Annotated in this window: 23 protein-coding genes; 9 read left to right on the top strand and 14 right to left on the bottom strand. The window is 67.4% G+C overall.

The window, feature by feature from the left end:
- Positions 1–85: 85 nt before the first annotated feature.
- From J2852_RS11730 to J2852_RS11715, 4 genes are all read left to right on the top strand, one after another.
- Positions 86–958, top strand: a complete 873-nt coding sequence (locus J2852_RS11730; RefSeq protein ID WP_209875527.1) for a branched-chain amino acid aminotransferase — start codon at positions 86–88, stop codon at positions 956–958.
- A gap of 107 nt (positions 959–1065) precedes the next feature.
- Positions 1066–2613 (top strand): hypothetical protein, encoded by a 1548-nt coding sequence (locus tag J2852_RS11725; protein WP_209875525.1) that lies wholly within the window; start codon positions 1066–1068, stop codon positions 2611–2613.
- A gap of 121 nt (positions 2614–2734) precedes the next feature.
- Positions 2735–4870 (top strand): excinuclease ABC subunit UvrB, encoded by a 2136-nt coding sequence (uvrB, locus tag J2852_RS11720; RefSeq protein ID WP_209875523.1) that lies wholly within the window; start codon positions 2735–2737, stop codon positions 4868–4870.
- A gap of 157 nt (positions 4871–5027) precedes the next feature.
- The gene (locus J2852_RS11715) at positions 5028–5252 is read left to right on the top strand and encodes a neuropeptide-like protein 29 (protein ID WP_209875521.1); all 225 of its coding nucleotides are present in this window, start codon (positions 5028–5030) and stop codon (positions 5250–5252) included.
- A gap of 46 nt (positions 5253–5298) precedes the next feature.
- Here J2852_RS11715 and lysA read toward each other — a convergent pair whose 3' ends face one another.
- From lysA to argH, 3 genes are read right to left on the bottom strand one after another with little or no spacing between them, the layout of a single operon-like run.
- Positions 5299–6564, bottom strand: coding sequence for a diaminopimelate decarboxylase (lysA, locus tag J2852_RS11710; RefSeq protein WP_209875519.1), 1266 nt, complete (start codon positions 6562–6564; stop codon positions 5299–5301).
- Positions 6561–6746: a hypothetical protein gene (locus J2852_RS11705; protein ID WP_209875517.1), complete on the bottom strand. Its 186-nt coding sequence runs from the start codon at positions 6744–6746 to the stop codon at positions 6561–6563. The genes lysA and J2852_RS11705 overlap by 4 nt, the downstream gene beginning before the upstream one ends.
- Entirely contained in the window at positions 6743–8155 is a 1413-nt protein-coding gene (gene argH / locus J2852_RS11700) for an argininosuccinate lyase (protein WP_209875515.1), read from the bottom strand. The genes J2852_RS11705 and argH overlap by 4 nt, the downstream gene beginning before the upstream one ends.
- 39 nt (positions 8156–8194) lie before the next feature.
- On the opposite strand from argH, the gene J2852_RS11695 reads away from it, so the two are divergent.
- Complete coding sequence (locus tag J2852_RS11695; protein WP_209875888.1) at positions 8195–8851, top strand: TlpA family protein disulfide reductase; 657 nt, start codon at positions 8195–8197, stop codon at positions 8849–8851.
- A 3-nt stretch (positions 8852–8854) separates the two neighbouring features.
- Here the strand turns inward: J2852_RS11695 and J2852_RS11690 are convergent, their stop codons facing one another.
- The 9 genes from J2852_RS11690 to J2852_RS11655 all read right to left on the bottom strand — a co-directional run bounded on the left by J2852_RS11690 (position 8855) and on the right by J2852_RS11655 (position 14300).
- Positions 8855–9397, bottom strand: coding sequence for a DUF4142 domain-containing protein (locus J2852_RS11690; RefSeq protein WP_209875513.1), 543 nt, complete (start codon positions 9395–9397; stop codon positions 8855–8857).
- A 144-nt stretch (positions 9398–9541) separates the two neighbouring features.
- Positions 9542–10420, bottom strand: coding sequence for a 3-hydroxybutyryl-CoA dehydrogenase (locus J2852_RS11685; protein ID WP_209875511.1), 879 nt, complete (start codon positions 10418–10420; stop codon positions 9542–9544).
- Between the two features lie 36 nt (positions 10421–10456).
- Positions 10457–11398, bottom strand: a complete 942-nt coding sequence (locus tag J2852_RS11680) for an electron transfer flavoprotein subunit alpha/FixB family protein (RefSeq protein WP_209875510.1) — start codon at positions 11396–11398, stop codon at positions 10457–10459.
- A 1-nt stretch (position 11399) separates the two neighbouring features.
- A complete protein-coding gene (locus J2852_RS11675; protein WP_209875508.1) occupies positions 11400–12149 on the bottom strand; it encodes an electron transfer flavoprotein subunit beta/FixA family protein in 750 nt (249 codons plus the stop codon).
- A 132-nt stretch (positions 12150–12281) separates the two neighbouring features.
- Positions 12282–12851, bottom strand: a complete 570-nt coding sequence (locus tag J2852_RS11670; protein WP_209875506.1) for a cob(I)yrinic acid a,c-diamide adenosyltransferase — start codon at positions 12849–12851, stop codon at positions 12282–12284.
- A 7-nt stretch (positions 12852–12858) separates the two neighbouring features.
- A complete protein-coding gene (locus J2852_RS11665) occupies positions 12859–13053 on the bottom strand; it encodes a twin transmembrane helix small protein (protein WP_209875504.1) in 195 nt (64 codons plus the stop codon).
- A gap of 62 nt (positions 13054–13115) precedes the next feature.
- Complete coding sequence (locus J2852_RS11660; protein ID WP_209875502.1) at positions 13116–13823, bottom strand: hypothetical protein; 708 nt, start codon at positions 13821–13823, stop codon at positions 13116–13118.
- 4 nt (positions 13824–13827) lie between these two features.
- Positions 13828–13956, bottom strand: coding sequence for a hypothetical protein (locus J2852_RS32025; protein ID WP_281418443.1), 129 nt, complete (start codon positions 13954–13956; stop codon positions 13828–13830).
- A gap of 5 nt (positions 13957–13961) precedes the next feature.
- A complete protein-coding gene (locus tag J2852_RS11655; protein ID WP_209875500.1) occupies positions 13962–14300 on the bottom strand; it encodes a hypothetical protein in 339 nt (112 codons plus the stop codon).
- 205 nt (positions 14301–14505) lie between these two features.
- Between J2852_RS11655 and J2852_RS11650 the strand changes: the two genes are divergently transcribed.
- Positions 14506–15954, top strand: coding sequence for a GH1 family beta-glucosidase (locus J2852_RS11650; RefSeq protein ID WP_209875499.1), 1449 nt, complete (start codon positions 14506–14508; stop codon positions 15952–15954).
- 169 nt (positions 15955–16123) lie between these two features.
- On the opposite strand, the gene J2852_RS11645 is transcribed toward J2852_RS11650, so the two are convergent.
- Positions 16124–16714, bottom strand: coding sequence for an NAD(P)H-dependent oxidoreductase (locus J2852_RS11645; RefSeq protein WP_209875496.1), 591 nt, complete (start codon positions 16712–16714; stop codon positions 16124–16126).
- A 47-nt stretch (positions 16715–16761) separates the two neighbouring features.
- On the opposite strand from J2852_RS11645, the gene J2852_RS11640 reads away from it, so the two are divergent.
- Positions 16762–17163: a hypothetical protein gene (locus tag J2852_RS11640; protein WP_209875494.1), complete on the top strand. Its 402-nt coding sequence runs from the start codon at positions 16762–16764 to the stop codon at positions 17161–17163.
- Positions 17164–17166: 3 nt separating this feature from the next.
- On the opposite strand, the gene J2852_RS11635 is transcribed toward J2852_RS11640, so the two are convergent.
- Positions 17167–17436: a hypothetical protein gene (locus J2852_RS11635; RefSeq protein WP_209875492.1), complete on the bottom strand. Its 270-nt coding sequence runs from the start codon at positions 17434–17436 to the stop codon at positions 17167–17169.
- Between the two features lie 213 nt (positions 17437–17649).
- Between J2852_RS11635 and J2852_RS11630 the strand changes: the two genes are divergently transcribed.
- Together J2852_RS11630 and J2852_RS11625 are read left to right on the top strand one after the other, a co-directional pair.
- Complete coding sequence (locus J2852_RS11630) at positions 17650–18354, top strand: ATP-binding cassette domain-containing protein (protein ID WP_209875490.1); 705 nt, start codon at positions 17650–17652, stop codon at positions 18352–18354.
- Between the two features lie 122 nt (positions 18355–18476).
- On the top strand, positions 18477–19403 hold the full coding sequence (locus J2852_RS11625; protein WP_209875488.1) for a peptidoglycan-binding domain-containing protein: 927 nt from the start codon (positions 18477–18479) through the stop codon (positions 19401–19403).
- Positions 19404–19412 lie beyond the last annotated feature (9 nt).

Below are 19412 nucleotides of genomic sequence, written 5' to 3'. Positions count from 1 at the left end.
TCAGACATAAACGAACAAGCGCCCTGAAACAAGGGCAACGCTCAACAACGCCCGAAATTGGGCATCACCAAGACAGGAAACGTCCATGTCCATCCTTCCCTTCGACGACCGCGACGGCGTGATCTGGTACGACGGCGCGCTGGTGCCGTGGCGCGAGGCCAACCTGCACGTCCTGACGCACGGCCTGCACTACGCCAGCTGCGTGTTCGAGGGCGAGCGCGTCTACAACGGCAAGGTCTTCAAGCTGACCGAGCACAGCGAGCGCCTCGCCAAGTCCGCCCAGATCCTCGGGTTCGAGCTTCCCTATTCGGTGGCGGAGATCGACGCGGCGACGAACGAGACCGTGAAGGCCATGGGCTTCGCCGACGCCTACGTCCGCCCGGTGGCGTGGCGCGGCAGCGAGATGATGGGCGTGTCGGCGCAGGCCAGCCGCATCCACGTCGCCATCGCCGTCTGGCAGTGGCCGAGCTATTTCAGCCCCGAGGCCAAGATGGCCGGCATCAAGCTGATGTGGGCGCCCTGGCGCCGCCCAGCCCCGGACACCGCCCCGACCGCGTCGAAGGCCGCCGGCCTCTACATGATCTGCACGCTCTCCAAGCATGAGGCGGAGCGGCAGGGCTATCAGGACGCGCTGATGCTGGACTACCGCGGCCTGCTGGCCGAGGCGACCGGCGCCAACCTGTTCCTGGTGATGGACGGCAAGATCCACACGCCGAAGCCCGACTGCTTCCTGGACGGCATCACCCGCCGCACGGTCATCGACCTTGCCAAGAAGCGCGGCATCGAGGTGATCGAGCGCCACATTCAGCCGGAGGAACTGGCCAACACCCAGGAGGTCTTCCTGACCGGCACCGCCGCCGAGGTCACCCCGGTCGGCCAGATCGGCGAATACAGTTTCACCCCCGGCCGCGTCTGCGAGACGCTGGTGAAGGACTACGACGCGGCCGTGCGGGCGTGAGTTTCTGACCCGCCCCCTCTCTTCTTCGGAAAGCGAGGGGGCGGCGGTCAAATTCGCGGCGGCCTCCTGTCGCCAGCCAAAGCCCTGTCGCCGGCCAGAGCATCGCGTTGCTCGTGTTTCTCCGTGCCTCCCCGGCCGGAACTGTTCTTCCGTTATTCGCTCAAGCGGCAAACGATAAAAAGGAAAAAACTTTCATGCCAAGCGGCTTGCTCTGGTCTTTGAAAACGCGCGTGGCGCGTCTGGTGCCCGTGATTGCGGTGTTTGTGCTGTCCGCCACGTTGCTTAGCGATCGTTCCTTTGCGCAAGATGGAACAACCAACGCTCGTGGCGTCATAACGTTGCGTGATCCCTATCCCGCCAGGGACAGTGAGTATTATCTGGTTTTCCCAAGCGACTACGGTTCCATTGCCGAAGCACGGGGGCTGGAAGAAGAAAAAATAAACGCTGGTGCGCCGGTGAGCGCCGACGCCGTCCGGATTGCGCGCGTGCTGGCGCCGGAAGTGCTCGACCTCTCCAGCGTCGCCATCTGCAAATTGATGACCGAAGTTTATATTTACGAAGCGGCAGTCGCGATGAAGGAGAAGGGGCAGGACATCGGTTCCGCCCTGACCATGATCGCGGAGAAAAGCACCCAATCCGGCCTCAATAGCCGCCGCAGGAAAGCCGAGAGGGTGATGGAGTTCATCACCATGGCGACCAACCTTCCCGATGCGACTCTCATCCAGCTTCAGGAAATCGGCGACGACATGTCCAAGCTGGTCGGCACCCAGTTTGCTGAGCTTATGGCGCAGCGGAAGGCCGACCGGTATAGCGTGATGGGGTACGAAGACAAAATTTTCAACGCCTGCATTGAAGTTGGCCAGAAAAACCCCGGCGTCGTCAAGTTCACGCAGGGGACGCTGTTGGACGAACTTGCGAAGCGCGTTCAGATCACCGAGCGTCTGGTGCGTGACCCGGCGCTGCGACTGCCGATCAACTTCGCATCGCTGCGCGAGATCGGGGGCATCGGCTTTCTGACCCTGGCGGGAATGCCTGGGGCACGCAACATGGCGTGCTTCGACCAGAACAGCGAGAAGACGGTGAGCGGCGGCTACGCCGTTGGCGGCGTTCTCCGGCAGTTGGGCAAAGACTGGGGCATGAGCATCCCATTCCGCCCGATTTTCATCGACGAGAAATACGGTTACGGAGATATGACGTTCTCGGGCATGGACCTGAGCAACACGAACAAAATCGTCGAAGCGATGGTGCCGGGGCGAGCGCTGCCGCACTCCTTCAAGGTGGCGGCCTGCGGAACTCTGGTCGGTTCTCCGGATTTTCTTGAGCGCGCCTACGTCGCGCTTCAGGACGCCGGTTTCAACGCCGACATCGCCCTGCGTTGGGTACCCGGACAGGACTATCGCGACCGCGTCGGTGTTCTCGCCGTTGAAACGAAAGGCGGCGCGCAATCGCGCGAACCGCAACCCTTCCAGCGCCTCGATTACGAACGGATGGCCCAGGCGGCGCAGCAGCAGGGCGATGGGGGCTGCTACACCAATCTGAAGCTGTTGGTCGCCGAGGCCGAGCGGCTTGGGGGAACCCTTTATGCCTATGTGACGGCCCAAACCTATGTGGACGGTGCGGCGGCCTGTATCGCCGTCTACGGCCGGCCCCGCTGAGCCGGCCGCCCTGAGCCGGATGGGGGAGGCGTCTCCCCCGACAAGCCCACGCTCGACAGGAGGGTGGGGGTGGGCCATATAATCGGTTCCCGTTCCGTACCCTTCCCGGATCCCGCTCCCCATGGCCAGCCCCGTCCTCTCCGCGATTCCGCAGAAATCCCTACCCAAGCTGGAGGCCGGCAAGAAGTTCGAGCTGGTGTCGGACTACACCCCCTCCGGCGACCAGCCCAAGGCCATCGAGGAACTCACGTCCGGGCTGAAGGCCGGGGAAAAGGATCAGGTCCTGCTCGGCGTGACGGGCTCGGGCAAGACCTTCACCATGGCGCACGTCATCCAGAGGATTCAGCGCCCGACCCTGGTTCTGGCGCCCAACAAGACCCTGGCGGCGCAGCTCTACGGCGAGATGAAGTCCTTCTTCCCGAACAACGCGGTGGAATACTTCGTCTCCTACTACGACTACTACCAGCCGGAAGCTTACGTCCCGCGCACCGACACCTACATTGAGAAGGAATCCTCGATCAACGAGCAGATCGACCGCATGCGCCACTCGGCCACGCGGGCTCTGCTGGAGCGCGACGACGTCATCATCGTCGCCTCGGTGTCCTGCATCTACGGTATTGGTTCGGTCGAAACCTACTCGGAAATGACCGTCGATCTGCGCAAGGGCGAGATCATCTCGCAGCCCGAACTGCTGCGCAAATTCACCGAGCTTCAGTACAAGCGCAACGACGCCGCCTTCGGGCGCGGCCTGTTCCGGGTGCGCGGCGACACGGTGGAACTGTTCCCCGCCCACATGGAGGATCGCGCCTGGCGCATCTCCCTGTTCGGTGACGAGATTGAGGGCATTCACGAGATCGACCCCCTGACCGGCGAAAAGCTCGCCAGCTTGGAGGCGGTGCGCGTCTACCCCAACAGCCACTACGTCACGCCGAAGCCGACGCTCAACCAGGCGATCGAGCAGATCAAGCGCGACCTCAAGCTGCAACTGGAGGTGTTCGCCTCCGAAGGAAAGCTGCTGGAGGCGCAGCGCCTGGAACAGCGCACGACCTTCGACATCGAGATGATGGCGGCCACCGGTTCCTGCGCCGGCATCGAGAACTACTCGCGCTACCTGACCGGTCGCGCGCCGGGCGACCCGCCGCCGACGCTGTTCGAATACCTGCCCGGCGACGCCCTGCTGATCGTGGACGAAAGCCACGTCATGGTGCCGCAGATCGGCGGCATGTACCGGGGCGACTACATGCGCAAGTCGACGCTGTGCGATTATGGCTTCCGCCTTCCCAGCGCCAAGGACAACCGCCCCCTGAAGTTCGAGGAGTGGGAGGGCATGCGCCCGCAGACGGTCTTCGTCTCGGCCACCCCCGGCAACTGGGAAATGGAGCGCACCGGCGGCGTCTTCGCCGAGCAGGTCGTCCGCCCCACCGGCCTGATCGACCCGGAAGTCATCATCCGCCCCACCGAAACCCAGGTGGACGACCTGATCCACGAGTGCAAGGAGGTCGTCGCCAAGGGCTATCGCGTGCTGGTCACCACCCTGACCAAGAAGATGGCCGAGGCGCTGACCGAATACATGCACGAGGCGGGGCTGCGCGTCCGCTACATCCACTCCGACGTGGAGACGCTGGAGCGCATCGAGATCATCCGCGACCTGCGGCTTGGCGCCTACGACGTACTGGTCGGCATCAACCTGCTGCGCGAGGGCCTGGACATCCCCGAATGCGCCCTGGTGGCGATCCTCGACGCCGACAAGGAAGGCTACCTGCGCTCCAAGACCTCGCTGATCCAGACCATCGGCCGCGCGGCGCGCAACGTGGAGGGCCGCGCGATCCTCTACGCCGACAAGGTCACCGCCAGCATGCAGTACGCCATCGACGAGACGGCGCGCCGCCGCGAAAAGCAGCAGGCCTACAATCTGGAACACGGCATCACGCCGGAGTCGGTCAAGAAGGCCATCGGCGACATTCTGGAAAGCGTCTACGAGCGCGGCGACCACGTCACCGTCAAGACCGGGCTCAGCAAAGACGAGCTGGTCGGCCACAACCTGAAGGCCGTCATTGCCGATCTGGAAAAGCGCATGAAGGCCGCCGCCGCCGACCTGGAGTTCGAGGAAGCCGCCCGGCTCCGCGACGAACTCCGCCGCCTGGAGGCGATGGACCTCGGCCTGGAGCAGCCCGGCAGCATCGGTATCAGTTCCGCGCGCCAGGGGCGGGGGATTCCCGAGGGGGCGCCCAAGAAGCAGCGGCGACCGCGGCGGTAGGGAACAGCAGGAGGGCTCCGCCCTCCCGCACCCACCCGCCAGGGGCCGAACGGCCCCTGGACCCGGCTATTTTGGGGTGGGAATAAACATTCGATCATGAGCGTTCATCACGGCAGGTGTCCGCACCTCGACGACCACCGGTTTACGATGGCCCGCCATGACGCTCCGTATAGCGACGCTTCGCAACTTTCTGGCTCTTGCCGTTTCCGGGCTTCTTCTGTCCGGCTGTTACGTGGTCCACGAATCGCCGCCGCCGGTCTATTACGGGTATTATCAGGCCCCGCGCGCCTACACCTATTACAGTTATCCTCGCGCTTATGGCTACCACGGCCATCCGCGCAAACACGGCCATTACCGTCACCATCATCGCCAGCACTGGTGACGCAAATCCCCCATTCGCGCATGCGCGAGTGGGGGATTGATCGGCTTCAGCCCTTCAGCCAGTCCGGAACGCGTTCCGCCTTCAGCATGTCCTCGACGGTAGGGCGCGGTCGGATGACGGCGAACTGGTCGCCGTTGACCAGCACCTCCGGGATCAGCGGGCGCGTGTTGTAGCTGGACGACATCACCGCGCCATAGGCGCCGGCCGACAGGAAAGCAATCAGATCGTCGGCCCCCATCGGCGGAAGCAGGCGCTGCAGGGCGAAGGTGTCGCCGCTCTCGCACACCGGGCCGACCACGTCGAACGGCTCGGTCGGGGCCGTGGGGTCCGGCTCCGTCACCGGCACGATGCCGTGATAGGCCTCGTACAGCGCCGGGCGGATCAGGTCGTTCATAGCCGCGTCCACGATGACGAAGCGGCGGTGCAGCCCCTGCTTCACGAAGATCACGCTCGACACCAGGATGCCGGCGTTGCCGACCAGCGAGCGGCCCGGCTCCAGCGTGATGCGGCAGCCGAGGTTGCCGGTGAGCGACCGCACCATGGCGGCGTAGTCGGCCAGTTCCGGCGGGCGCTCGTTCTTGTAGGTGATGCCGAGGCCGCCGCCGAGGTCCAGCCGGCGGATGTCGTGCCCGTCCTCGCGCAGGACATGCAGCAGGGCGGCGACCCGCTCATAGGCCGCGCGGAAGGGCGCAAGGTCGGTCAGCTGCGAGCCGATGTGCACGGCGATGGACACCGGCTTGATGCCCGGCAGCTTGGCGGCCTGCGCGTAGACCTCGCGCGCGTGGTCGTAGTCGATGCCGAACTTGTTCTCTTTCTTGCCGGTCGAAATCTTCGCGTGGGTCTTGGCGTCCACGTCCGGATTGACGCGGAAGGCGATGGGGGCCACCACGCCCAGGCTCGTCGCCACCTCGCTCAGCGCCTCCACCTCGGGGATGGATTCGACGTTGATCTGGTGGATGCCGGCTTCCAGGGCCGCGCGCATCTCCGCGCGCGTCTTGCCGACGCCGGAGAAGACGATCCGCTCGGCCGGGATGCCGCCGGCCAGCGCGCGCTGCATCTCGCCGCCCGACACCACGTCGGCGCCGGCGCCCATGCGCGCGAAGGTGCGGATGACCGCGAGGTTGGAGTTGGCCTTCACCGCGTAGCAGACGCCCGCATCCTGGTCCGCGAAGGCCCCGGCGTAGGCGCCGTAATGCGCCTCCAGCGCCGCCGTGGAATAGCAGTAGAAGGGCGTGCCGACCGACTCCGCGATCTTGGACAGCGGAACGGACTCGGCGTGCAGCACGCCGTTGCGATAGGCGAAAGCGCTCATGGGAAGCGGACTCCGGGGGCGGGCTGCCCCGGCTTGGGATCGGTGATCGGGTTCGGGTAGGGCTGGGGGAAGCGGTCGGCCTCCTTGCCCTGTGGGGCGTCGAGCGTGCTGGGCTTCTTGCCGCAGCCGGCCAGCGTCAGGGCGACCGCCGCGACCGCCAGGGTGAGGACGAGGCGGTTCACAGGAAACGCTCCCGTGCCGCCTTCACGGCCTCGCGCACGCGGACGGGGGAGGCGCCGCCGAAGCTGCGACGGCTGTCCAGCGACGCCTCGATGCTCAGCGCCTGGTAGACGGCCTCGGTGATGCGCGGCTCGATGGCCTGCAACTCGGCCAGCGACAGGTCGGTCAGCCCGACGCGCCGGTCTTCTGCCGCCTTCACGGCGCGGCCGGTGACGTGGTGCGCCTCGCGGAAGGGCATGTTCAGCTCTCGCACCAGCCAGTCGGCGAGGTCGGTGGCGTTCAGGAAGCCGCGGTCCGTCGCCTCGCGCAGGGCCGGGACGTTGGGCTCCATGTCGCGCACCATGCCTTCCATGGCGGCGATGCACAGGGCCAGCGTGTCGTCGGCCTCGAACACCGGCTCCTTGTCCTCCTGCATGTCCTTGGAATAGGCCAGCGGCAGGCCCTTCATGGCGACCAGAAGGCTGTTCAGGCTGCCGATGACCCGGCCGGCCTTGGCGCGCACCAGTTCCGCCGCGTCCGGGTTCTTCTTCTGCGGCATGATGGAGGAGCCGGTGGTGAAGGCGTCCGTCAGCTTGATGAAGCGGAACTGGGCCGAGCACCACAGCACGATCTCCTCCGCGAAGCGCGAGAGGTGCATGGCGCAGATCGAGGCGGCGGCCAGATATTCCAGCGCGAAGTCGCGGTCGGACACGGCGTCCAGCGAGTTCGCGGTGGGTCGGTCGAAGCCCAGCGCCTCGGCCGTCATGAAGCGGTCGATGGGGTAGGGCGTGCCGGCCAGCGCGGCCGAGCCCAGCGGGCATTCGTTCAGCCGCGCGCGGGCGTCGCGCAGGCGGCCACGGTCGCGCCCGAACATTTCCACATAGGCCAGCAGATGGTGGCCGAAGCTGACCGGCTGCGCCGCCTGCAGGTGGGTGAAGCCCGGCATCACCGTGTCGGTGTGCTTTTCCGCAAGGTCGATGAGCGCGGCCTGGAGCGCCTTCAGCCCCTGCTCGGCGCGGTCGATGGCGTCGCGCACCCACAGCTTGAAGTCGGTCGCCACCTGATCGTTGCGCGAGCGGCCGGTGTGCAGGCGCTTGGCCGGCTCGCCGATCAGTTCGGCCAGCCGCGCCTCCACATTCATGTGGATGTCCTCAAGCTCGACCTTGAAGGTGAAGCTTCCGGCGTCGATCTCTTGTTTGACGCGGTCCAGCCCATCGCGGATGGCGTCCGCGTCGGCCTGGGTTATGATGCCCTGCTTCGCCAGCATGGCGGCGTGCGCTTTCGACCCGGCGATGTCCTGGTCGGCGAGACGCTTGTCGAAGCCGATGGAGGCGTTGATCTTCTCCATGATGGCGGCGGGGCCGCGGGCGAAACGGCCGCCCCACATCTGGCTGGCGGCGGGTGCATTCGACTTCGAGTTTTCGGCGCTCATGACGGGCAAAATTCGGGTAGGGGAGCGGGAAGCGTGAGTATGCGGACTTTGGCGGCCACCGCAATCCTTTGTGTGAGTCTGGCGCTCGGCGGCGCCGCTTTGTGGGTCGCCCTCGCCAAGCCGGCCGCCCCGCCTGTTGTGGTTTTGAACCAGCCGGACCAGCCGCCGGTCGCCGTGGGCCTCGACAAGTACCGTGCGACGGAGGCGCCCAAGCCGATGCCGGACCTGTCCTTTCTGGACGGCGAGGGCCGCCGGGTGGACCTGTCGGAGTTCAAGGACAAGCTGGTCCTGCTGAATCTCTGGGCCACATGGTGCGCGCCTTGCGTGAAGGAGATGCCGGCGCTCGACCGGCTCCAGGCGCAGCTTGGCGGGCCGGGCTTCCAGGTGGTGGCTCTGTCGGTGGACCGGGGAGGGCGGGATCAGGTGGCGCCTTTCTACCAGAAGATCGGCGTGAAAAGCCTCGGCCTCTACCTCGACCCGGCGAGCGCCAGCATGCAGACGCTGTCCTTGCGCGGCCTGCCGACCACGCTGCTGGTCGACCCGGAAGGCCGTGAACTCGGCCGCATCGAGGGACCGGTGGAGTGGGACTCGCCGGAGATCGTCGCCTTCCTGCGCAAGCACATGGGCCAGTATGGAGGTCGTGGCGGCAGCCCGGCGCGGGACAGCCGGGGCGGCGTGGTCAGGACGGGTGGCTGAGGGTCACTGCGACGCCCCCGAACTCGGCGGCGCCTGAGTCTGCCGACGCGCCAGATCGGCCAAAATCGTCCGCGCTTCCTCGAAATGGGCGTGCAGCATGGGCAGGGTGGCGCGGGCGAACTCGGCGGTCTCGCCGTCGCGCTCCGCCTGGGCCGTGTAGAGCTTGATGGTGCGGGCGTGGGTTTCCTCCTCGGCGGCCATGTAGCGGCGGTCGAAGGCGCCATCGGGGGTGTCGCGCAGGCTCGCCATGTGCGCCTTGGCGGTCAGGTTCGGCTCGCGCGGGATGGGGATGTCGTAGCGCTGGGCCATGCCGACCAGACGGTCGGCGACCATCTCATGCTCGTCCACCATGCGCCGGGCGAAGCGGTGGACGGCCTCGTCCTCGGCCCGATCCTGGGCAAGTTTGCCGAGCGCCCGTTCGCCGAGACTGTCGGCCAGAGCCTCGGCGATGAAGTTGCGCTCCTGTCGGGTCAGCCCCATGGGCTGGGCCATTGCCGCGTCCCCGATCCACACCAGCAGGACCGCCGCCAGGAGAGTGCGCCGCATCGTCCGTCCTTCCCGCGTCACCGAAGTCTGAAGGGGCGAACAGAGCGCAAGCGCGGCGGTTCCAAAAACGACGAAACCCGCCCCGGTTGCCCGGAGCGGGTTTGCGCATCAGCCCTATCGGACGAACTTTCGTCGGCCTGGCCCTCAGCGGGTCGGGACCGGCGGGTTCTTCGAGTAGTCGTAGAAACCGCGACCGACCTTGCGGCCGACCCAGCCGGCTTCGACATACTTCACCAGCAGCGGGCACGGGCGGTACTTGCTATCGGCCAGACCCTCGTAGAGGACCTGCATGACGGCAAGGCAGGTGTCCAGACCGATGAAGTCGGCCAGCTCCAGCGGGCCCATCGGATGGTTGGCGCCCAGCTTCAGCGCGGTGTCTATGCTCTGCACGTTGCCCACGCCCTCATAGAGGGTGTAGACGGCCTCGTTGATCATCGGCAGCAGGATGCGGTTGACGATGAAAGCCGGGAAGTCCTCGGCGATGGCCGCGGTCTTGCCGATCTTGGCGGTCAGCTCGGCGATGGCCGCGAAGGTGTCCTCGTCGGTCGCAATGCCGCGGATCAGCTCGACGAGCTGCATCACAGGCACCGGGTTCATGAAGTGCATGCCCATGAACTTCGACGGACGGTCGGTCGACGCGGCCAGACGGGTGATCGAAATCGACGAGGTGTTCGTCGCGATCAGCGCTTCCGGCTTCAGGTTCGGGACCAGCTTCTTCAGGATCTCGCGCTTCAGCGCCTCGTTCTCGGTCGCCGCCTCGATGACGAGGTCGGCGTCCGCGAACACCGACAGGTCGGTGCCGGTCGAGATGCGGGCGATGGCGGCGGTCTTGTCGGCCTCGCTCAGCTTCCCCTTCTGAACCTGACGGTCCATGTTCTTGGAGATACCGGCGAGCGACTTCTGGAGGATCTCCTCGCTGATGTCGGAGATGATCACATCATAACCCGCCTGCGCGCAGACGTGGGCGATGCCGCTGCCCATTTGGCCGGCACCGATGACGCCAATCTTCTTGATCGTGGACATAAGAGCTTTCCCGCGGAAGGTTGGTGGGAGGTCCGACTAACGCACCTTGTCCAGCTCAGCCGTCAGCTCCGGCACCGCCTTGAAGAGGTCGGCGACGAGCCCGTAATCGGCCACTTGGAAGATGGGCGCTTCCTCGTCCTTGTTGATCGCGACGATGACCTTGCTGTCCTTCATGCCGGCGAGGTGCTGGATGGCCCCGCTGATGCCGACCGCGATGTACAGCTCCGGCGCCACAATCTTGCCGGTTTGCCCGACTTGGTAGTCGTTGGGAACGAAGCCGGCGTCGACCGCCGCCCGGCTCGCGCCGACCGCGGCGCCGAGCGTGTCGGCCAGTGCTTCCAGAAGCTTGAAGTTCTCGCCCGACTGCATGCCGCGCCCGCCCGACACGACGATCTTGGCCTGCGTCAGCTCGGGCCGCTCCGACTTCGTCAGCTCCTGCCCGACGAAGCTTGACACCCCCGCGTCGCCGGTGCCCGACACGGTCTCCACCGCGGCCGAACCGCCGGTCGCTGCCGCCGCCTCGAACGCGGTGGCGCGTACGGTGATGACCTTGATGGCGTCGGCCGACTGCACGGTGGCAATCGCGTTGCCGGCGTAGATCGGCCGCTCGAAGGTGTCGGGCGAGACCACGCCAGTGATGTCGGAGATCGCCGCCACGTCGAGCAGAGCCGCCACGCGCGGAGCCAAGTTCTTGCCCTCCGAGGTGGCGGCGGCCAGCACGTGGCCGTAGCCCTTGGCGAGGCCAACCACCAGCGGGGCCACGTTCTCCGGCAGGTGGTGCTGGTAGGCCGCGTCGTCGGCCAGCAGCACCTTCGAGACACCCGCGACCTTGGCGGCGGCCTCGGCCACGCCCTGCGCGCCCTGGCCGGCGACCAGGAGGTGGATGTCGGAGCCGATCTTCTGCGCGGCGGCCACGGCGTTCAGCGTGGCGGGCTTCAGCGCGGCGTTGTCGTGGTCGGCAATGACGAGGATAGCCATGTCAGATCACCCGCGCTTCGTTCTTGAGCTTATCGACCAGAGCCGCCACGTCGGCGACCTTGACGCCGGCCTTGCGCTTGGGCGGCTCGGCCACCTTCAGCGTGGTCAGGCGCGGCGCCACGTCCACGCCCAGCGCGTCCGGCGCGACGGTGTCGATGGGCTTCTTCTTGGCCTTCATGATGTTGGGCAGCGAGGCGTAGCGCGGCTCGTTGAGGCGCAGGTCGGCGGTGACCACGGCGGGGAGCTTGAGTTCCACCGTCTCCAGGCCGCCGTCGATCTCGCGGGTCACGGTCACGGTCCCCTCGCCGGGCACGACCTTGGAGGCGAAGGTGCCCTGCGGCCAGCCGAGCAGGGCGGCAAGCATCTGGCCGGTCTGGTTGCAGTCGTCGTCGATCGCCTGCTTGCCGAGGATGACCAGCGTCGGGCCTTCCTGCTCGACCAGCGCCTTGAGGACCTTGGCGACGGCCAGCGGCTGCGTTTCGGCGTCGGTCTGCACCAGGATGCCACGATCGGCGCCCATGGCCAGCGCGGTGCGCAGCGTCTCCTGCGCGGCGGTTGGGCCGACCGACACGACGATGATCTCCGAAGCCTTGCCGGCTTCCTTCAGGCGAACCGCTTCCTCGACGGCGATCTCGTCGAACGGGTTCATGCTCATCTTCACGTTGGCGGTCTCAACGCCAGTCCCGTCCGCCTTCACGCGGATCTTGACGTTGTAATCGACCACCCGCTTGACCGGGACGAGGACCTTCATATCCCACCCTATTTTTCGATTTGGGGCGCGCCTTCTGGGCAAACGCCGAAATGGGCAGCTGTAACAGCGCTGCGACCATAAGGGTTTGCGGTTTGTACTGTCAACGCCGCCTAAGCCTAGGGCATTGCTGACTTAACGGTTGGCTCCGGGCACCCACAGCACGTCGCTTGCCCCCTTATCATTGACCGTCCGGCTCAGCACGAACAGGTGGTCCGACAGGCGGTTGACGTACTTCAGGGCAGCGGCACTCACGGATTCCAGACCCGCCAGCTCGGTCATATACCGTTCGGCACGGCGCGCCACCGTGCGGGCGAGGTGCAGGTGCGCGGCAGCCGGGGAACCGCCCGGCAGAATGAAGGAGGTGAGGGGGGCGAGTTCGGCGTTCATCGCGTCGATCTCGCGCTCCAGCCGGTCCACCTGCGACTGCTGAACGCGAAGGGGCGGGTACTTCGGGTTCGGTTCCTCCGGCGTGCAGAGGTCGGCGCCCAGGTCGAACAGGTCGTTCTGGATGCGAGCCAGCATGGCGTCCACCTCCGGCCACGCGGCGGTGTGCAGCCGCACGATGCCGATGACGGCGTTCGCCTCGTCCACCGTGCCGTAGGCGGCGACGCGCAGGTCGTGCTTGGGCACACGGGTGCCGTCGCCGAGCGAGGTTTCGCCCTTATCGCCGCCACGGGTGTAGATGCGGGTCAGCTTTACCATGGCCGGTTCACGCCTGTGTCAGCATGGCGAGCAGGAACAGCACCAGCGCCACGCCTTGAAGCGTCACGCGCAGCCGCATCGCCTTGTTCGATTTGCGCGGATCGTCCTGACCGCCACGCGCCATGAAGAACAGCCCCGCGAACAGGGAGGCAACCACCAGTCCCAGCGCGAGGATCAGGAGAACCGCGAAAAGCTCGTTCATGGGCGTGAATATAGCGTGCCCGAGGGGCGCCGCCTATCCCGGCGGCGCCTCCCCATTACGGCCTAGTCGTCGCTGGCCGCATCCACGTCGTAGAAGACGCGCAGGCCCAGCAGTTGGGCGTCGGCATCCAGCGTGTCGGCCGCATCCTCCACGGCGCGGGTGATGCGGAGCACGACGATTCCGCCGTCCGCCGCCGTGCCGTCCGGCGTGATCGCGGCGCTTTCGTCGGTCGTGTGAAGCGATTCGGGGGCGGACAGGCTGTCGGTCACCGTCACCGCCGCGCCGAAGGCGGCGTCCAGGGGCTCGCCATCGGCAATGGCCGCCCCCTTGATAATCCAGGCCACATCGCCCGTTCCGGCCGGGGCGGTCCACAGAAGCCGCAAGGCGAGCGCCCCGCCGTCCCAAGATTTGGGCAGGGCGAGGGTGGCTTGCGCCGACTCCGGCACGGTCGGGTCGAAATCCAGCGTCCGGCGCAGCAGGCCGTGCGCGGCGCCCTCCACTGACCCCGCCTCGGCCCCGGCGCTGGCCGGCGCCTCCAGCGCGGATGCGGGAATCCACAGGCTGCGGCGCCCCAGCACCCGCAGGCCGTCGAGCGCGGTTTGCAGCCCCGCCACGTCGGCGAGGGCGTGCCCGTGCGCGGCGGCGGCGAGGCCGGCGCGCAGTTGATCGACGGTGGTGCGGACGGTGGCGCCGTCCTGCACGGCGGGCAGAATTTCACCCCCGGTCAGAGCGGATCCGGCCGGGAGCTGGCTGATGGTCACGGCGGGCATGGGATCACTCCAGGGTCAGGGTGAGGCCGGATTCGGTCGCGAGTGCCGAACCGCTTTCGCTCAGCAGCGCCGTCACCAGCCAGACGAGCGCCAGGGTGGGGGCGAGGCCCCGCCCGAGAAGGGTGCCGATCATCGCGCTCACTCCATCTCGGAAATGTGGAGCGTGCCGTCCAGCGCGTCGGCGGCGACGGCGGCGATGTGCGTGTGCCGCAGCTGTCGGCTGTCGCCGACCGACAGGTACAGGTACATTCCGGCCGGCAGGAAATGGTCCGTTGCCGTCGCCGCCACGGCCGAGTCGCCGCTGCGGATGTAGGCCGGCACGTCGCTGTGCACGGCGACCACGCGGGTGCCCGGCGCGAAGGCGGCGGCGTTGCGGGCGCCGGAGGCGCCGACCGCGACGCTGTGCGCGCCGTCCGGCTTCAGGCGCAGGGCGGGAATGGGATGAAAGTCATCGTCCCGAGGCAGGAAAGTGGACATGGATCTCTCCGCAGAGGGCAAGTTGAAACGAAAAAAGCCCGCCGGCTGGGAAGCGGGCGGGCGCACGGGTGCTGTTGGCAAATAAGGTTATATTCCTATATGCGTTCGTGCGTCAACCGATGCGTTGCACCCTCCGCCCTGGACCTTACATTGACGCGGCAAAGGGCCGCCGAATGATGGGGCCAGCGAACGAGAAGGGCAGGGCATGCGTCGGCGGAACTTCCTGAAGGCGGCGGCAGCGGCGGGTTTGGTTTCCTCGGGCCTGATGTCCGTCAGCGGTCGTCCCCTCCTGGCGCAGGCGCCGGAGGGTCTGGCGGAATTCCCGAAGGGTTTCCTGTGGGGCTGCTCCACCTCCGCCTACCAGATCGAGGGGGCAGTGACCGCAGACGGGCGCGGCCCCAGCGTGTGGGACACCTTCAGCCACAGCTACGGCAAGGTGGCGAACGGCGACACCGGCGACATCGCTTGCGACCACTACAACCGCTACGCGGAGGATGTGGAGCTGATGGCGCGGGCGGGGATGCGCGCCTACCGCTTCTCCGTGGCGTGGTCGCGCGTGCAACCCACGGGCACCGGCCCGGCGAACGCGAAGGGCCTGGACTTCTACGACCGGCTGACCGATTCGCTGCTGGCGCGCGGGATCGAACCCTGGCCTTGCCTCTACCATTGGGAACTGCCGCAGGGATTGCAGGACCGGGGCGGCTGGACCAACCGCGACATCGCCGGCTGGTTCACCGATTACGCGCTGCTTGTCGCAGGGCGCATCGGCGACCGCGCCAAGCACTGGTGCATGCTGAACGAACCCTCGGTCCACGCCATTTTCGGCCATGGAACGGGCGGGCACGCGCCGGGGATGACCGGGCGGGCCAACTGCATCAAGGCGATCCACCACCAGAACCTTGCCCAGGGGGCGGCGCTGAAGGCCCTGCGCGCGGAGGGCGGGGCCAAGGGCTGGAAGCTCGGCACCGTGCTGTCGCTGCAACCGGTCTGGCCGGTCGGTGGGCTGGAGGCCAATTATCCGGCGTCGGTGATGTGGGACGCGGTGTGGAACCGTTCCTGCCTCGACCCGCTGTTCAAGGGCGAGTATCCGGAGCTTCTGGCGAAGGACTTCGCCCCGCTGATCAAGGCGGGCGATCTGGCGACGATCCGCCAGCCCATCGACTTCCTGGGAATCAACTACTACAGCCGCATGCACCAGCAGCCGGACCCCGGCGGCCTGTTCGGCACCGGCTACGGCTCGCCGCCGGAGGGCACCCGGCGCACCGGCATGGAATGGCCCATCGAGCCCGACGGCCTCGCCGAAATGCTGGTCGAACTGAAGCAGAGCTACGGCAACCCGCCGGTCTACGTGACCGAGAACGGCGCCCATTTCGACGACCAGCCCGGCCCGGACGGCACGGTGCGGGACGGCGACCGCATCGCCTTCATCCGCAACCACCTGCTGCACGCCCGCAAGGTGATGGAGGAGGAGGGCGTGAATCTGAAGGGCTGGTTCGTGTGGACCCTGCTCGACAACTTCGAATGGGCGGAGGGCTACCGCCGCCGCTTCGGCCTCGTCCAGGTGGACCGCGAGACGATGACGCGCACGCCCAAGGCCAGCTATCACTGGTACGCCGACGTGATCCGCAAGAACGGCGTGCCGGAGGGGGCTTAAAGCGAACTGTTGTTCGCTTTAAGCTCAAATGGCCTCACTTGCCGGCTCTCAGCGGATGCTGTGGCATCCGCCTGCCGCCAGCGGGAACTGCGTTCCCGCGAGAGGCCGGGCTTCGGACGCATGGGCGTCCGGGACCGCCGTCGCGGTCCAGAGCGGATCGAAATCCGCTCTAAAAGCGCCGCATCATCGCTTCCGCCCGCGCCAGGAACTTCGCCCGGGTTTCCGGCGTGGAGCGGTCCATGTCGTAATGGGCGGCGTAGCGGAACGACGCCTTGGGCGCGCAGGCGGTCAGCAGGCCGGCCTTCAGAATGCGCCGCGCCGGGTTGCGCATGTACAACTCCACCACCCACCAGGGCGACCCGAAGCTGGTCAGCACCGCGACGGAGCGCAGGTTGCCCAGCAACGGTTCGATCCGCCCGCCGGCGAGGTCGTGGCGGAAGGCCACCCCCGGCGCCCAGACCCGGTCGAAATAGCCCTTCAGCACCGCCGGGTAGTTGAACCACCAGTGCGGGAAGCAGAAGACCAGCCCTTCCGACCATTGCAGCCGCTCGACCAGCGGCCGGACGGCGGAAATGTCGTAGTCCGGCGCGTAGTAGGCGGCGCGCTCGGCGGCGGTCAGGGCGGGCTCGAACCCCTCGGCGTAAAGGTCGGTTTCCACCACCTCGTGCCCGCAGGCGCGCAATGTGTCGGCGGCCTTGCGGTGAACGGAAGCGGCGAAGCTGTCGGGCAGCGGATGGGCGAGGATCGTTTGAATGCGCATGGCGCGCGACGATAGCACGCCGTCCCGCTTGTGCTAGAGTGCCGCGCATGCCGCCGCCCAACCTGCCGCCCCAGCCGACTCGATTCGCCATCCAGAAGGCGCGCGGCAAGGGCTGGACGACCCTGGAGGTCGGGGATGAACTGGATCACGCCCGCGCCCGCTTCGAGCTGATGATCAAGGTGAACCCGAGGGCCTATTTCCGCCTGATTCAGCTCGACTACAACGCCGACTCGGCCTACGAGGGCATGGAGTTCAACTGGAAGCTCATTGAGCTGTACGACCCCACCCAGAAGGGCGGTCGCGTTCGCCCGGCCCTGAAGCCGGTGCCGAAGGCCGGGCGGGCCAAGGAAAAGATCCGGCTGCCGTTGCGCTTTTACCTGACGGTGATCGTCATCGGCGCGCTGGTGGGGTTGCTGGTGTACCTGCGCTACGGCCTGCCGGCCCCGTGATCGTCACTCCGCCGAATAGCCTTTCCGGCGCATGCACTGGGCAAAGATTTCCTTGCGGTACTTGAACTGCGGCGTCTCCGGCAGCGGCCGGTAGGGATAGCCGCGCAGGCGCATGGTGGTGTCCACCTCGTCCGTGCATTCGTCGAAGGCGGCGGGGGCGGTGGTCTCGGTCGCCGTCCATTCCCGGTAGGTGGGCGTGCTGCCGCAGGCGGCCAGAGTCAGAACACCAGTCAGAACGCCACCCAGAAGAACCGCAAGCTTCAGCCTCGTCATGGGCTCATCCCCCCTTTGCGCGTTCCCGAAAATACCACGAATTTGTCCGCGCATCCGTTAACGGAAGGGGAATTCGCCGCGCACCCATTGGTCGCAAACGCCCCCCTCGAACGGGTATGCAACGATTGAGGGGATCGCCGCCCGATCCCGTGCCGGGGCAGAGTGACCGGACCGGGGTAATCCCGACCGAGAAAACGAGACCGGGGAAACGGCATGACCGTGCTTCTGCGCGTCGAGGGCGTGTCCAGGCTCTGCACCCTTCTCCAGCCGCCGGGGCGGCGCCTCGCCGTGCGCTCCGGCATGGATCTGGAGGTGCGGGCGGGGGAGTGCGTGGCGCTGGCCACGGTAACCGATGAGGCGGCTTCGACGGTGCTGCGCATCCTCGGCGGCGAAGACCGGGCCGATGCCGGGTCGGTGATGGTGCATCACGCCGGTGCGGACCTTGACCTCACCGCCGCCGACACGGGCCGGGTTCTGGAGGTTCGCCGGATCACCATCGGCTGCATCGGGCCGGACATGCGGCTGCTGCCCAGCGTGACGGCTCTGTCCGCCGCCGCCGAACCCGCCGTCCGCGCCGGCCGCACACCCATGGCCGCGCAGGCCTCGGCGCGGCGCCTGCTCGCGACGCTCGGCTTTCCGTCCTGGCGCCTGTCACAGCCGGCGGTCACGCTGGAAACCACCGACCGCCAGCGTGTCGCTATCGCGCGCGGCTTCGTCCTCGACTACCCGATACTGCTGCTGGACGACCCGACCTCCGGCCTTGACGCCGAGACGCGCGACGCGGTGGTCCGGCTGGTTCGTCAGGCGAAGCGGCGGGGCAGCGCCGTCGTCGGCGCCTTCGACCCGGCCATCCGCGACGCGCTGGCCGACCGGCTGTGGCCGGCAGGGGCCTCCGAATCTGTCGCCAGGGCCGCCTGAGATCCTGTCCTGAGTCGCGTGCAACGCAGGCGCACAAAAATCGCGCCCGGAAATCCGCCGCAATCTGGTAACACATAATCGCAGAAGGTGTTTGTGGCTGGGTTCTCCGACGGAGGATGGGAATGTCTGGGGCTTCGCAACGCGCGCGCCGCTCGGTTGCGCTGGCGGTTGTGCTGTCGGCGTTGACGGTTCCGCCCGCGCTGGCGCAACAGGCCGGCGACGTGCAATGGGCGCAGACGATCCTCAAGGAAAAGGGGTTCAACATCGGCGGCCGCGCCAACGGCCAGATGACGCCCGGCACCAAGGCCGCGCTCAGCGCCTACCAGAAGTCGGTCGGCCTGCCGCAGACCGGCCAGCTCGATCAGGCGACCGTCAACAAGATGATGGGCGAGCGGCAGTCTAAGGCCGCCCCGACCATGGGCAACCTCGCCCAGCAGCGTCCGGGCGGCGGCGGGCCGGGTCAGGCGCCGCGCGAACCCCAGCGCGAGGTGGCGCCACGCGCCGCCCCGACCCAGCGGATCGAAGGCAACGGCGCCGAGCTTGGCGGCGGCGCTCAGTTCAGCGCCGGCCCCCCGGCCACCGGCAGCCGCTCCAGCAGCCCCAGCACCTCCAGCGGCCCCAACACCTCCAGTGCTTCGGCCCCGACCTACGCCCCCGGCACGGCCGCCATCGTTCCCCGCGACACCGCATCCCGTGATGCGTCCCAGGGGCCTGTGCCCCAGGCGGCCCCGCGCGCCAGCGTCACCGCCACGACGCCCACGGGACAGCCGGCCCCGCTGGTCGAACCGACGGCGGACAGCGGCTCGCTTCTGCCCGCCTGGGTGATGAACGGGCTGCGCTATGTGGTGATGGCTGTGGTCGGCCTGACGGTCGGCGGCATCGGCTTCGCGTGGTGGCGCAGCGGTCGGGCGTCGGCTCCGAAACCCGCCCCACGCGACGATGGACCCCGCGAGACCCGCCGCGAACCGAGCTTCGGCGGCACCCGGCGGGAGGAACTGACCACCGGCTCTCTGCCGCCCCTGACCAGCGGCGGTCGCGGCCGGCGGTAAAGCGGATCG

This window comes from Azospirillum soli, assembly GCF_017876165.1.
Taxonomy (GTDB): Bacteria; Pseudomonadota; Alphaproteobacteria; order Azospirillales; family Azospirillaceae; genus Azospirillum; species Azospirillum soli.
Note: the sequence above shows the minus strand (reverse complement) of the source record. Positions and strands in the feature narration are given on the sequence as shown.

Excerpts from the sequence above, each read along its gene's own strand:
- J2852_RS11715 (WP_209875521.1), top strand. The coding sequence starts at position 5,028 with ATGACGCTCCGTATAGCGACGCTTCGCAACTTTCTGGCTCTTGCCGTT.
- J2852_RS32025 (WP_281418443.1), bottom strand. The coding sequence starts at position 13,956 with ATGATCGGCACCCTTCTCGGGCGGGGCCTCGCCCCCACCCTGGCGCTC.
- J2852_RS11670 (WP_209875506.1), bottom strand. The coding sequence starts at position 12,851 with ATGGTAAAGCTGACCCGCATCTACACCCGTGGCGGCGATAAGGGCGAA.
- J2852_RS11650 (WP_209875499.1), top strand. The coding sequence starts at position 14,506 with ATGCGTCGGCGGAACTTCCTGAAGGCGGCGGCAGCGGCGGGTTTGGTT.
- J2852_RS11685 (WP_209875511.1), bottom strand. The coding sequence starts at position 10,420 with ATGTCCACGATCAAGAAGATTGGCGTCATCGGTGCCGGCCAAATGGGC.
- argH (WP_209875515.1), bottom strand. The coding sequence starts at position 8,155 with ATGAGCGCCGAAAACTCGAAGTCGAATGCACCCGCCGCCAGCCAGATG.
- J2852_RS11655 (WP_209875500.1), bottom strand. The coding sequence starts at position 14,300 with ATGTCCACTTTCCTGCCTCGGGACGATGACTTTCATCCCATTCCCGCC.
- J2852_RS11660 (WP_209875502.1), bottom strand. The coding sequence starts at position 13,823 with ATGCCCGCCGTGACCATCAGCCAGCTCCCGGCCGGATCCGCTCTGACC.
- J2852_RS11640 (WP_209875494.1), top strand. The coding sequence starts at position 16,762 with ATGCCGCCGCCCAACCTGCCGCCCCAGCCGACTCGATTCGCCATCCAG.
- J2852_RS11645 (WP_209875496.1), bottom strand. The coding sequence starts at position 16,714 with ATGCGCATTCAAACGATCCTCGCCCATCCGCTGCCCGACAGCTTCGCC.
- J2852_RS11635 (WP_209875492.1), bottom strand. The coding sequence starts at position 17,436 with ATGACGAGGCTGAAGCTTGCGGTTCTTCTGGGTGGCGTTCTGACTGGT.
- J2852_RS11680 (WP_209875510.1), bottom strand. The coding sequence starts at position 11,398 with ATGGCTATCCTCGTCATTGCCGACCACGACAACGCCGCGCTGAAGCCC.
- J2852_RS11690 (WP_209875513.1), bottom strand. The coding sequence starts at position 9,397 with ATGCGGCGCACTCTCCTGGCGGCGGTCCTGCTGGTGTGGATCGGGGAC.
- J2852_RS11625 (WP_209875488.1), top strand. The coding sequence starts at position 18,477 with ATGTCTGGGGCTTCGCAACGCGCGCGCCGCTCGGTTGCGCTGGCGGTT.
- J2852_RS11675 (WP_209875508.1), bottom strand. The coding sequence starts at position 12,149 with ATGAAGGTCCTCGTCCCGGTCAAGCGGGTGGTCGATTACAACGTCAAG.
- uvrB (WP_209875523.1), top strand. The coding sequence starts at position 2,735 with ATGGCCAGCCCCGTCCTCTCCGCGATTCCGCAGAAATCCCTACCCAAG.
- lysA (WP_209875519.1), bottom strand. The coding sequence starts at position 6,564 with ATGAGCGCTTTCGCCTATCGCAACGGCGTGCTGCACGCCGAGTCCGTT.
- J2852_RS11630 (WP_209875490.1), top strand. The coding sequence starts at position 17,650 with ATGACCGTGCTTCTGCGCGTCGAGGGCGTGTCCAGGCTCTGCACCCTT.
- J2852_RS11695 (WP_209875888.1), top strand. The coding sequence starts at position 8,195 with ATGCGGACTTTGGCGGCCACCGCAATCCTTTGTGTGAGTCTGGCGCTC.
- J2852_RS11730 (WP_209875527.1), top strand. The coding sequence starts at position 86 with ATGTCCATCCTTCCCTTCGACGACCGCGACGGCGTGATCTGGTACGAC.
- J2852_RS11665 (WP_209875504.1), bottom strand. The coding sequence starts at position 13,053 with ATGAACGAGCTTTTCGCGGTTCTCCTGATCCTCGCGCTGGGACTGGTG.